Below are 11,863 nucleotides of genomic sequence, written 5' to 3'. Positions count from 1 at the left end.
CTGTTCAGCCGACGCGACGCACCGGATCGGTGCCGTCCCAGCCCTCGGCGGCTTCGGCCACCATCGTGAAATACCGCATCAGCCCCCGGCTCGCCGGCACGATCTCGAGCACCTGTCCGCCATGGGCCGGGTCGGTGTCCATGTAGGCAAAGGGCAGGCCCGTCGCGGTCTTGCCGCCCTGAAGCACGCCCACCCCGCGCGCCGCCCAGTCTTCGATCGTGGCGTCGAAATCCTCGCACAGGACGCAGACATGGTGCAGGCCCGGCCCACGCGCGGCCAGAAAGTCGGTAAAGCAGGACCGGTCGCCGCCTGTCTGCTGCAGGAGTTCCACCTGCACCGGTCCGTCCTGCGCAATGGCGACGCGCTGATCGATCCGGATCGGCGTGCCACGGTAGTGCAGCGTGTCCATCGGGATGCCCTCGGCCACGAAGAAAGGCCCGACACCAAGCACCTGCGTCCAGTGCGCCAAAGCGGCGTCGAGATCGTCGACGACGTATCCAAGCTGCATGATGGGGGAGGCAAACCGACTCAATTCCCGCCGCCCCGGACGCCGTCCGTCCAGCTAATTATGCAACAAGGGGGGGTTTGCGTATACATTAGGGCTCTGTTAGCATACAGGGGACTCTGTCGCAAGGCTGTCACCGGCCCGGGCGCAGCGTGGCTCGGCCCCAAGGAGAGACCGCATGACCGTATCCGAACGAGACGCGATCGAAGCGCGCCAGGCCTATGAATCCGCCCGAAAGGGACCTCCCGAGGGCTTCCCCCGTTTGCCCGACATTCCCGGTGGCCGCTACGTTGATCCGGCATTCAACGCGCTCGAGACAACGCATCTCTGGCACAAGTCTTGGGTCTACGGCATCCATGCCGACGAGGTTCCGGAACCGGGCAGCTACAGGCAGTGGGACAGGCTGGGCGAGCCGCTGTTCTTCATCCGCGGCGAGGACGGGGTCGTGCGGTGCTTCTACAACACCTGCCGGCATCGCGGCGCCCCGGTGGTGACCGACCAGAGCGGGACGTCCCGAGGAGTCACGTGCAAGTATCACGGCTGGACCTACAATACCCGCGGCGAGCTTATCAACCTGCGGGACCGCCGCGATTTCGTCGATCTCGACATGTCGTGCCGCGGTCTGATCGAGGTGCGCTGCGAGGCACTGGGCAACCTGATCTTCGTGAACCTCGATCCCGCGGCGATGCCACTCCGGGACTACCTCGGGCCCGTGGCCCGCACGCTGGACGACATGGCGCCGGAAAAGCTGAAGCTCGTTCACAGCGACTCGATCGAGGTCGCCTGCAACGTGAAGATCCTGATCGACGCCTTTCTCGAGGTCTACCACCTCAAGTCGATCCACCAGAACACCGTGGACCGTTTCCTCGACCATCGCGGGTCCTGCATCACGCTCTGGCCGGGGGGGCATTCGCGGATGGTCACGCCCTTCAAGCGCGACGACTGGAAGGACCCCGGCGTAAAGGGCCTGCCGATGGTCGATGGCGTCGATCCCTGGTACGAGGGCACGAACCTGTCGGTCATGGGCTATCCGAACATGGTCAGCCCGGTCTCGCCCTACGGCATCCCGATCCTTCTCTTCTGGCCCAAGACCCTGACCACGATGGTGGTGGACGTGCACTGGTTCGGCCCCGACTGGGGCGACGGTCCGCGGCCCGAGCGGTGGGACATGCGGATCGCCAACTTCCACGCCATTCTCGAGGAAGACCTCCAGTTCGCCGACAAGATCCAGCGCTCGGTCCAGTCGGCCGGGTTGCGAGGCTTCCCGCTGAACTACCAGGAACGCCGCATCTACCACTGGCACGAGGAACTCGACCGTCGGATCGGGGCGGCCAACATCCCGCAGGAACTGCGCGTGCCCGAGGTGCTCGGCGATTTCGTCGACCAGCCGGGCGAGGGCCCGCGCGACCCGCAGGAGCGGGCCCGGAGCGCCGCCGCATCGGCCCCCGCCGCATCGTGAGCGACCCCGGCTCGTCCCGGGCCGTGGCCCGTCTGCACCGTGACGGTCCGGTCGCCATCGTGACCCTCGACCGGCCCGAGCGCCGCAATGCCGTCGACGCGGCGACCTCGCGGGTGGTCGACCGGCTGGTGCGCGAGGCCGAGGCCGACGAGTCCATCGGCGCGATCGTGCTGACCGGCACGGGGGACCGGGCTTTCTGCTCGGGCATGGACATGAAGGAGGCCGCCGCGATCGGTGCAGGACATGGCCTGCTTCCCGATGGCGGGTTCTGCGGCCTGACCGAGCGAACGATCTCGAAGCCGCTCATCGCCGCTGTGAACGGTGCGGCCGTGGCCGGCGGGTTCGAGCTGTGCCTCGCCTGCGACCTCGTCGTGGCCGCCGAACACGCGACCTTCCGCCTGCCCGAGGTCACGCATGGCATGGTGGCCTTCACCGGGGGCGTCCAGCGCCTGGCGCAGGCCCTGCCGCGGCCGGTGGCGATGGAGATCATCCTCGGCGGACGGACCTTCGGGGCGGAGCGGATGGCGGCGCTGGGGCTGGTCAATCGGGTTGTCCCGGCCGACCGGCTCATGGCCGAGACACTCGCCCTGGCCGAAGGGATCTTGTCGAACCCCTGGTCGGCGGTACGCGAGGCCCGCGCGCTTTACGAGGTGGCGCGTGACCGGACACTGTCGGACGCGATCGCCGAGGGGCATGCCCGCGCCGATCGGCTGATGCGATCGCCCGCGAGCCGCAGCGGGATCGCGGCCTACGCGGATGGGCGGAACCGATACAACGAGCAGGATTGAGAGAGGACGATGACGGCGAACACGATCCGGAACGACGTGAAGTGGAGCTTCACAGATGCCGAACTGGCGGAGCACCCGACCGTTTACCGTCCCGATCTGATGGCGGGCAAGCGCGTGGTGGTAACCGGCGGCGGCACCGGGATGGGCCGCGCCATGACGTTCCTCTTCGCGCGGCTCGGGGCAAGCGTCACGATCTGCGGGCGCCGCGAGGAAAAGCTTCAGGCGACCGCGCAGGCGGTGCAGGAGTTGTGTGGCGCGACCGTCGAGACCCGGGCGATGTCGATCCGGGAACCCGAAGCGGTCGACAGCTTTCTCGATGAGGTCTTCGCCGCCGGCGGTCTGGATATCCTGGTCAACAATGCCGGCGGGCAGTTCCCGCAGGACGCCATCGATTTCTCCCGGAATGGCTGGCGCTCGGTCATCGATCTGAACCTCAACGGAACGTGGTGGATGATGCAGGGCGCAGCGCAACGCTGGCGGGCGAAGGGGGGCAATGGCAGCATCGTCAACATCGTGGCCCATGTCGGTCGCGGCATGCCGCAGGCCGCGCATACCTGTGCCGCAAGGGCCGGCGTCATCTACCTGAGCAAGACCGTGGCGACGGAATGGGCGCCCCTTGGCATCCGGGTCAACTGCGTGGCGCCGGGGGCCATCGCGACCGAAGGGCTCTCGGCTTATCCGCCCGAAGCCACCGCACGGTTCAACGACGTCAATCCGCAGCGCCGGATGGGCGATGTCTGGGACGTGGCCGAGGGGGTTGTCTACCTGTCGGCCGACAGCGGCGGCTTCGTCACTGGCGAGGTCCTGACCATCGACGGCGGAATGCAGATGTGGGGCACGGTATGGCCGGCGGGCGTCCCCGAGCATTTCAACGTGCCCTGATGCCCAGTTGCGGGCGCGGTGCCGTCCTCAGCCGGTGCCGCGCGGCAATTGCGACATCACGCTGATCGTCAGACCCCCATCGACCACCAGCTGGTGGCCCTGCACGTAGCTGGCGGCGTCGGATGCGAGGTACAGCACGGCGGCGGCGATGTCCTCGGGCGCCCCGAGGCGCCGGGACGGCACCGCGCCACCGCGGCGGTTCCGCGCCTCGGGATTGTCGCGGTAGATTGGCGCCGATACGCCGGCATCGATCATCCCGGGAGCCACGGCGTTGATCCGGAGCCCCAGCGGCCCCCATTCCTGTGCCATGAGCTCGGTCATCGCGGCCAGTCCGGCCTTGGCCGCGACATAGGCGTTCACCCCGGGGCTTGCCGCGATCCCGGCGGTAGAAGTGATGTTGATGATGACGCCCGATCCGCGCGGGATCATCCGTCGCGCGCAGGCCTGCGCGACCAGGACCGGCCCGGTCAGGTTGATGTCGATGACCGACCGCCATGTCTCCTCGGTGGTCTCGAGCAGCGGGTGGAACCGCACGATCCCGGCATTGTTGACGACGAGGTCGGGAGGCGAGGGCATGGCGTCGAGGGCGGCTTCGATCGACGCGGCGTCCGTGACGTCCCCCGCATGGCAGAGCACGTCCTGCCGCGCGGCGGCGAGGCGGTCGAGCGCTGCGCGGTCGCGGTCGAACACCATCACGCCGTAGCCGGCCTCGAGGGCGGCCTCGGTGATGGACAGGCCAAGGCCTTGCGCCCCCCCCGTGATGAACGCTGTTCTTGTCATCTTGTCTCCTCCCGACGCAACTATACAAAGCGACATTTTCTTGTATACAAAAAAGCCATGAAGAATGAACGAAGGCAGCCTGCCTGGAATCCCGGACAGGCTCATCATGGGCACTGAGCGGACAACGGCGCGGCTGGAGGCCGAGGCCGTGGCCGCCGCGCTTCGCGAACGTGGTCTCGGCGCTGGAAGCCGCGTCGCGGCGGCCCGGTCTTCGGTCGCGGACCTGGTGGCGGTGCTGCGCGCCTGTGCGCGGTCGGGCATCGACCTCGCCGTGATGGGCCCGGCGGACCCGCGCCCGCCCGAAGGTTTCCAACCGGACCTGTGGATTGCCGACACGGATCATTTCGGCGACGCGGTGACGCCAGGTCCTCCGGCGGCGTCCGCCTCGGCGGCGGCCCTGCAGGCGGGGCGCCTGATCTGGTCTTCCGCGGCCGGATCGCCTGCCGGCGGCGCATCCGCCGGACGCAGCTTCCAATCCATCGACAGCACCGCCGGCGCCATGGCCGCGCGCCTGCGCCTCACGTCTTCCGACCGCGTTCTTGTCGTGGCCGAAGCCGGCCGTCCGCTGGCTCTTCTGGCCTGCCTCGCGGCGGAGGCCGTTGGCGCCTGCTGGGATGCGGTGCCCCTGACTGCCTGGCCGGATCCGGCGGTCTGCGACATTCTCGTGATCTCGGGGGCCTGCAACGCGGACGCGGTTTCGCTTCCCTCCGGCGTCCGCCTCGTCGTGACGGACGGGCCCGAGGCGTTGGGCCGCGCGCTTCGCCAGCGTCGGCCCGACCTTTGCGTCCTGAACGCCTGGGCCGCGCCCGGTTTCGGCGGGCTTGCGACGCTTGGCGACCCGGGAGATCCGCCCGAGATCTCGGGCAGCACCCATGGCAGGCGGTTGCCCGGCGTCGAGATCATGATCGTCGACCCTGCAAGCGGCCTCGATCTCCAGGTCGATGAGCCGGGACAGGTTTGGCTGCGCCACTGGTCCGGCGCGCCGGGGCAGGGAGGGCCCGTCCCGGACCGTCCGGACCCGGTTCACCGTCCGGACGGATTCCAGCCCACCGGACAGTTCGGACATCTGGACCGCGAAGGCCGCCTCGTTCTGCGATCGCCGGCGCCGTCCGTCGCCTAGACTGTCGCGGAAGTTCCCAGGACCAGCGTGGCCTGGCTGGACAGGACGCCGCCGTTGCCGTGGCACAGGGCCAGTTCTGCCCCGGGCACCTGGCGCGCGCCGGCCTCGCCGCGCAGTTGGCGGATCGCCTCGACCATGGTGAACAGGCCGTACATTCCCGGATGGACGCAGGACAGGCCGCCGCCATTGGTGTTCACCGGCAGGCTGCCACCGGGTGCGATCGCCCCCGACGAGACAAAGGCTCCGCCCTCGCCCTTGGCGCAGAAGCCGAGGTCCTCGAGAAAGAGGATCGTGTTGATGGTGAACGCGTCGTAGAGCTGAACCACGTCGATGTCGCCCGGGACGACGCCCGCATGCGCATAGGCGCGCGCGCCGGACCGCGCGGCGGCGGTAACGGTCAGGTCGGGCATGGCCGCGATCTCCTTGTGCGTCACCTCCGCCGCGCCGCCCAGCAGGGCTATCGGCGGTTTCGCAAGGTCGCGGGCGCGGTCCAGCCGGGTCATCACGACGGCCGCCGCGCCGTCGGTCACGAGGCAGCAATCCTTCACCCCGAGCGGGGTCGAGACCATGCGCGCCGCGAAATAGGCCGCTTCGGTGAGGGGCGCTCGCCCGAACGCCTCCGGGTTCAGCTGTGCCCATGCATTCGCCGCAAGGGCCACCGCGGCGAGATCCCCGCGGCTTGTGCCGTAGAGGTGCATGTGCCGCATCGCCGCCAGCGCGTATCCTGCGACCGGCATCATCGGCCGATGAGGCGCCTCGACGGCCGAGCTCCTGAGGGCCGAGATCAGGCCGCCGGAGGCCGTGCGCTGGTTGGAGCCGTAGGTGACCAGCGCCACGTCGCACAGACCGGCATCGAGCGCCAGCGCCGCACTGATCGCATGGCACAGGAAGCTCGATCCCCCGGTGCGGTTGTTATCGGTGAACGCGGGCCGGATCCCGTAGTATTCCGCCAGGGCAAGGCCCGACAGGAAATCGTCCGGAAGGCACACGAACAGCGCGTCGACGTCGGCCACGGTCAGCCCGGCATCGTCCAGCGCGAGGTATCCGGCCTGCGCGGCCATTTCGAGCGCGGTATAGCCCGGGCATTCGCCGATCCCGAATGTCGCCGCGCCCGCGAAGGCCGTGCGTCCGCGTGGAAAGGCCCCCGCCGCCGTCATGCCGAAGGGTCCGGGTCGAAGACAATGTGCGGCGTGCCCTCGTCAGGCACGACGATCCGCGCCCGCACGGCCGCGCCGATCGTCAGGCCATCGGGATCGGCCCCGGGAATTCGCGACAGGACACGTCCGCCTTCGTCCAGATCGACCAGAACCAAGGCCTCCGGGGCGGCGGGAGGGCGGCGATGCTCGACCGTGAAGGCATGGATCGTTCCCCGCCCGCTGACCGGCGCCCAATGGGTCAGCGGCGCACCCGTGCCGGGGGCTCGCAGCCGGGGCGGGAACACCGTCCGGCCGGTCTCCGGGTCGCGCTGGAGCATCAGCCGGCCGGCGCGCAGATGCGCAAGGAACTGCGCCTCCGGCCCGGTGTCCGGTGCGACGGGCTCGGACCCCGTTCCGTCTTCAGATGATATTGGCATCCCGAAGCCTCGCGATCTCCTCGGCGTCCAGCCCGAGCCGGGTCGCCAGCACGGAGGCGGTGTGCTCGCCGGCCAGCGGGGCGCTTTGTTTCAGCCGGATGGGCGTTTCCGAAAACTTCAGGGGACTGCCGACCACCCGCACTTCGCCGAGCTGGGGATGGACGAGGGTCTGGATCATGTCCCGAGCCGCCAGTTGCGGATCGGCCTCGATATCTGCCATGTCGTTGATCGGACCGCAGGACACCTTGGCTGCGTTCAGCACCTCCATCCAGTGCGCCTTCCCCTCTGTGCCCAGAACCCCGTTCATCAGTGCCGCAAGCTCGGTCCGGTGCGCAAGCCGGTCGCGGGATCGCACGAAGCGGGCGTCCTCGGCCCATTCGGGGTGGCCGAGCGCCGCCGCAAGCCGCGCGAACTCGCGATCGTTGAAGGTGGCGATCAGGATGTGGCCGTCCCGGGTCGCGAACACGCCGTTGGGCACGGCGGTCGGGTGATCGTTGCCGGTCCTGGGCAAGGGCGCGCGCGCGTTCAGCCATGCGCCGAGCGAATTCAGCAGCAGCGCCACCTGCGAGTCGAAAAGCGCGATGTCGACATGCTGCCCCTGTCCGGTTCGGGTCCGGTGGATCAGCGCCGCGAGTATCGCGATGACGGCGTTGTTGCCCGCCGTGATGTCGGCGATGGGCACGCCCACCCGCATCGGACCCGCGCCGGCCATTCCCTCCGGCAGGCCCGTCACCGCCATCTGCCCGCCCATCGCCTGCGCGAGATAGTCGTAGCCGGACCGGTCCGAATAGGGGCCCGTCTGTCCGAAGCCGGTGATGGAGCAGTAGATCAGCCGCGGATTGATCTCGTGCAGATCCTCGTAGCCAAGCCCGTACCGGGCGAGCGTTCCGGTGCGGAAGTTCTCGATGATCACGTCGCTCTCGGCGGCGAGACGGCGAAGGATATCCGCCCCCTCCGGCTGGGCGAAATCCAGCGTCAGCGACTGCTTCCCGCGATTGACGGTCTGGAAATAGGTGGATTGCTCCGGGCGCCCGTCCCGGCCCCCGATCCAGGGTGGCCCGAGGCTGCGCAGGTCGTCGCCGCCACCGGTCCGCTCGATCTTGAGCACGTCCGCGCCGAGATCCGCCAGGGTCTGGCCCGCGAGCGGACCGGCGACAACGCGGCTTAGATCGAGCACCCGTATCCCGGCGAGGATGCCTCCCTCATCGCCTGGACCCGGATCGACGGAGTGCGCCGGCGAAGGTGTCTGGTCCTGCAACATCTCGCTTCGGCTCCCAGTTTCGGCGTGGTGGTGCCCTCGACGGGCCGCGCGGCAAACCCGGCTTTGTTATGCATAGCTTTATCTTGAAATATACAATATGAGATTGCTAGTATACATGTAAAGCGCAACGATCGTCACACATGCCGCGAAGGGCAGGCCGCGCGGGAGCTGGACCGGATGGATTTGAACCTTGCAGGGCTGAACGCCGTAGTGACGGGCGGCAGCCGCGGCATCGGTCGCGAAATCGGGCGACAGCTGGCTGGCGAAGGCTGCAACGTCGCCACCTTCGGGCGCGGCGAGACGGCGGTCCGGGAGGCGGTGGCCGAGTACGAGTCTCTCGGGGTCCGCGCCTACGGCGCGACGCTCCAGGGGCGCGACGGGGACGCCGTGCGGGCCTGGACGCGGGCGGCGGCCGAAACCCTTGGCGGCATCGATCTCGTCTTCGCCAACCTCAGCGCGGGAGGGGGAACCGGCAGCCCCGGCTACTGGCGGCGCAATTTCGAGATCGACATGATGAGCGCCGTTCGCACCGTCGAGGAGGCGATGCCGTTTCTCGAACGATCGCGCGCGCCGTCGATCCTGGTCATGGGTTCGATGGCCTCGGCCGAGACCTTCGTCGGACCCATGGCCTACAACGGCATCAAGGCCGCACTGACCATCTGGGCGCAACAACTCGCCCAGCAGCTGGCGCCCAAGGGCATCCGGGTCAACGTGGTGTCGCCGGGGCCGACGCTCTACGAGGGGAGCAACTGGGAAATGATCCGCATCGCCAGAAGCAGGATCTTCGCCTCGGCCGAGCGGCGCCACCCGCTGAAACGGATGGCCCGGCCCGACGAGATCGCCCGGACCGCCGTGTTCCTCGCGAGCCCCGCGGCCAGCTGGTGCCAGGGGGCGAACCTCCTCGTCGATGGCGGTTATTCGAAGAGGGTGCCATTTTGAGCGCGCGGGCCGCTGCCGCGCCCGTTTCGATGAAGGAGAGGCCGAGATGACGATCCAGCGTGTGACCGGGCAGGATTTCACCAAGACCCCGATCGACAAGGCGCCGACGCCCGACCTCGGCTACGAGATGATTCCGAAGGAGCGCTACATCTCGGCCGACTACATGCGCAAGGAATGGGACAGGCTCTGGACCAAGGTCTGGCTCCTGGGCTGCCGCGAGGATGACATACCCGAACCGGGCGACTACCACGTGACCTCGATCGGTCCGGAGGAAATCCTCATCGCACGGCAGGCCGACGGTTCGGTGCGCGCCTTCTACAACGTCTGCCTGCACCGCGGGAACCGGATCATGGTGGGGCAGGGCCATGCCGAGAGTTTCAAGTGCCGGTATCATCACTGGGACTACAACGTCGACGGGACCTTTCGGGACATCCCCGACCGCGAGACCTTCCCGCAGGGCGCACCGCCCTGTTCCGGGCTGTCCGAGGTGCGATGCGACACCTGGAACAGCTTCGTTTTCTTCAGCCTGAACCCCGATGTCGAGCCGTTGCTGGACTACCTCGACCCGCTGCCGGCGCATCTCGACCCCTACCACTTCGACCGCATGGTCAAGATCATGGACGTGACGGTGGAGTGGGACTGCAACTGGAAGACCTCGGTCGATGCCTTCAACGAGTCCTATCACGTGCAGGGCATCCATCCCGAGCTGCTGTATTTCCTCGATGACTACGACATCCAGATCGACTGCTACGATCGCCACAGCCGGTATCTCGTGCCCTTCGTGACCCTGTCGAAGCGCGTCAGGGAGACCACCGAACTGCCGCACCTGATCAAGCATGCCATGCAGGAGGCGGAGATGGACCCGGCCGACTTCGATGGCCAGGCGCGCGAGGTGCGGCGTGCCCTGCAGCAATGGAAGCGGGAACACGGGCCGCGCCTCGGGCTCGATTATTCGGACCTCAACGATGATCAGCTGACCGATGACTACCACTACCTGATCTTTCCGAACCTGACGCTGAATACCCATGCCGACGATCTGATGCTGTTCCGCCAGCGCCCGCATCCGACCGACCCGGACAAGATGTATTTCGACATGTACCTTTTCCGGCTTCTCAAGGCCGGCGAGGAACGGCCCGACCCGCCGCGCAATGCGACCTACAAGCATGGCGAAATCTCGCTCGGCCTGGTGGTCGACCAGGATGCCTACAACCTTCCCGGCGTGCAGCGTGGCATGCATTCGAACGGGCTGCCGGGGCTCTGGATCGGTGATCAGGAACTCCGCATCCGTCATTTCCACAAGGTCCTCGCCGATTATGTCGGAGAGTAAGGGGGCGGTGCAGGCGACCCGCCCGTCGCGGTTCTGGGAAGACCTCGAGATCGGCGAGGCCACGCTGTCGCGCGAGATGACCGTCGATCTGGACGACATGGTCGCCTACGCCGAGCGCTATGATCCGCAATGGTTTCACGCCAACCCCGATGCGGCGAAGGCCTCGCTCTTCGGGGAAGTGATCGCGAGCGGCCTTTATTCGGCGGCGCTGTGGCGGGTTCTCGACCACGAGGTCAACGGCGATATCGCCTGGGTCTGCGGCGTTGCGTGGGACGATGTGCATTGGCTCCGGGCCGTGCGCGCGGGCGACCGGTTGCAGGCCCATTCAGAGATCCTGTCGAAGCGTCCTTCGTCCAGCCGGCCGGGCGTCGGCCTGGCAGTGCTGGCGCATGCGCTGACCAACCAGGACGGGGCGCGGGTCTTCGAATTCCGGTCGACCAATCTCGTCTACCGCAGGGAGCCGCCGGCATGAGCCGCCCCAAGCCGATCGACGCGGTTCTGATCGCGGCCGGGCCATGGCACGACATCGACTTCGCGCGGCTGGAGGTGTTGCGTTACCTGCAGGAACACGAACGCCTGCGCGTGCGCGTGTTCGAAACCTACGAGGCGGCGATGCCCGCGCTCGCAGGATCGGATGTCCTGCTCACCTATACCTGCAATCTCGTGCCCGGAGAGGCCGCCATCGGCGCGCTCGAGACCTTCGTCGAGGACGGCGGCCGGTGGTTCGCCCTGCATGGCACCAATTCGGCCCTTGTCCTTGACGGCGACAAGCCGGTCCACTGCCCGCCGCTGCCCGAGCGGTTCCTCGATCTGCTGGGGAGCCAGTTCATGGCGCATCCCGCGCCCGGGACGTTCAAGGTCAGCGTGGCGGCGCCGGACCATCCCCTCACACAAGGGATCGGCACCTTCTTCGTCGAGGACGAACACTACCTGCAGCGCCATCTGCCGGGCAACGACGTGCTGTTGTCCACGCGTTTCGAGGGAAGGACCCCGCTGTTCGAGCAGGCCGACTGGCCCGAGGGCGACCACCAGGTCATGTATCTTCGGCCGCGGGGCAGGGGGGCGGTGCTCTATCTCACGCTGGGCCATGCGCGCGGGCGCTACGACATGCGCCCGCTGACCGACAGCTACCCTTTCGTCGAACGCGGCAGCTGGGCGCATCCGGTGTTCCAGACCCTGCTGCGCCGGGGTATCGCCTGGGCCATGGCCGCGCGGGACTGACCCCTGGT

General features: G+C 68.0%; 13 protein-coding genes. 8 read left to right on the top strand and 5 right to left on the bottom strand.

The features are described from left to right. Nucleotides 1-4: 4 nt before the first annotated feature. Nucleotides 5-508: a VOC family protein gene (locus tag N8I71_RS04645; RefSeq protein ID WP_262876767.1), complete on the bottom strand. Its 504-nt coding sequence runs from the start codon at nt 506-508 to the stop codon at nt 5-7. 175 nt (nt 509-683) lie between these two features. Here N8I71_RS04645 and N8I71_RS04640 point away from each other — a divergent pair, with 175 nt between their 5' ends. From N8I71_RS04640 to N8I71_RS04630, 3 genes are read left to right on the top strand one after another with little or no spacing between them, the layout of a single operon-like run. Beyond that, a complete protein-coding gene (locus tag N8I71_RS04640) occupies nt 684-1,964 on the top strand; it encodes an aromatic ring-hydroxylating oxygenase subunit alpha (protein ID WP_262876766.1) in 1,281 nt (426 codons plus the stop codon). Beyond that, on the top strand, nt 1,961-2,752 hold the full coding sequence (locus N8I71_RS04635; protein ID WP_262876765.1) for an enoyl-CoA hydratase/isomerase family protein: 792 nt from the start codon (nt 1,961-1,963) through the stop codon (nt 2,750-2,752). Before N8I71_RS04640 ends, N8I71_RS04635 begins: the two co-directional genes overlap by 4 nt. Before the next feature lie 9 nt (nt 2,753-2,761). After that, entirely contained in the window at nt 2,762-3,634 is an 873-nt protein-coding gene (locus N8I71_RS04630; protein WP_262876764.1) for an SDR family oxidoreductase, read from the top strand. A gap of 27 nt (nt 3,635-3,661) precedes the next feature. On the opposite strand, the gene N8I71_RS04625 is transcribed toward N8I71_RS04630, so the two are convergent. Beyond that, the gene (locus N8I71_RS04625; RefSeq protein WP_262876763.1) at nt 3,662-4,414 is read right to left on the bottom strand and encodes an SDR family NAD(P)-dependent oxidoreductase; all 753 of its coding nucleotides are present in this window, start codon (nt 4,412-4,414) and stop codon (nt 3,662-3,664) included. Nucleotides 4,415-4,478: 64 nt separating this feature from the next. On the opposite strand from N8I71_RS04625, the gene N8I71_RS04620 reads away from it, so the two are divergent. Next, nucleotides 4,479-5,534 carry an acyl-CoA synthetase family protein gene (locus N8I71_RS04620; protein ID WP_262876762.1) on the top strand — a complete coding sequence of 352 codons (1,056 nt, stop codon included), beginning with the start codon at nt 4,479-4,481 and terminating at the stop codon, nt 5,532-5,534. On the opposite strand, the gene N8I71_RS04615 is transcribed toward N8I71_RS04620, so the two are convergent. From N8I71_RS04615 to N8I71_RS04605, 3 genes are read right to left on the bottom strand one after another with little or no spacing between them, the layout of a single operon-like run. After that, entirely contained in the window at nt 5,531-6,691 is a 1,161-nt protein-coding gene (locus tag N8I71_RS04615) for an acetyl-CoA acetyltransferase (RefSeq protein ID WP_262876761.1), read from the bottom strand. The two genes, N8I71_RS04620 and N8I71_RS04615, sit on opposite strands and share 4 nt — an antisense overlap. Beyond that, nucleotides 6,688-7,107: a Zn-ribbon domain-containing OB-fold protein gene (locus tag N8I71_RS04610; protein ID WP_262876760.1), complete on the bottom strand. Its 420-nt coding sequence runs from the start codon at nt 7,105-7,107 to the stop codon at nt 6,688-6,690. Before N8I71_RS04610 ends, N8I71_RS04615 begins: the two co-directional genes overlap by 4 nt. Further along, nucleotides 7,091-8,368 carry a CaiB/BaiF CoA transferase family protein gene (locus tag N8I71_RS04605; RefSeq protein ID WP_262876759.1) on the bottom strand — a complete coding sequence of 426 codons (1,278 nt, stop codon included), beginning with the start codon at nt 8,366-8,368 and terminating at the stop codon, nt 7,091-7,093. The genes N8I71_RS04610 and N8I71_RS04605 overlap by 17 nt, the downstream gene beginning before the upstream one ends. A 177-nt stretch (nt 8,369-8,545) precedes the next feature. Between N8I71_RS04605 and N8I71_RS04600 the strand changes: the two genes are divergently transcribed. Genes N8I71_RS04600 through N8I71_RS04585 form a run of 4 tightly spaced genes read left to right on the top strand, consistent with a single transcriptional unit; the run spans nt 8,546 to nt 11,855 of the window. Continuing rightward, the gene (locus N8I71_RS04600) at nt 8,546-9,307 is read left to right on the top strand and encodes an SDR family NAD(P)-dependent oxidoreductase (protein ID WP_262876758.1); all 762 of its coding nucleotides are present in this window, start codon (nt 8,546-8,548) and stop codon (nt 9,305-9,307) included. Nucleotides 9,308-9,353: 46 nt separating this feature from the next. Continuing rightward, entirely contained in the window at nt 9,354-10,634 is a 1,281-nt protein-coding gene (locus N8I71_RS04595) for an aromatic ring-hydroxylating oxygenase subunit alpha (protein WP_262876757.1), read from the top strand. Further along, on the top strand, nt 10,621-11,106 hold the full coding sequence (locus N8I71_RS04590; RefSeq protein ID WP_262876756.1) for a MaoC/PaaZ C-terminal domain-containing protein: 486 nt from the start codon (nt 10,621-10,623) through the stop codon (nt 11,104-11,106). Before N8I71_RS04595 ends, N8I71_RS04590 begins: the two co-directional genes overlap by 14 nt. Further along, nucleotides 11,103-11,855, top strand: a complete 753-nt coding sequence (locus N8I71_RS04585; RefSeq protein ID WP_262876755.1) for a ThuA domain-containing protein — start codon at nt 11,103-11,105, stop codon at nt 11,853-11,855. Before N8I71_RS04590 ends, N8I71_RS04585 begins: the two co-directional genes overlap by 4 nt. Nucleotides 11,856-11,863 lie beyond the last annotated feature (8 nt).

The organism is Roseicyclus sediminis, assembly GCF_025515305.1.
Taxonomy (GTDB): Bacteria; Pseudomonadota; Alphaproteobacteria; order Rhodobacterales; family Rhodobacteraceae; genus Roseibacterium; species Roseibacterium sediminis.
Note: the sequence above shows the minus strand (reverse complement) of the source record. Positions and strands in the feature narration are given on the sequence as shown.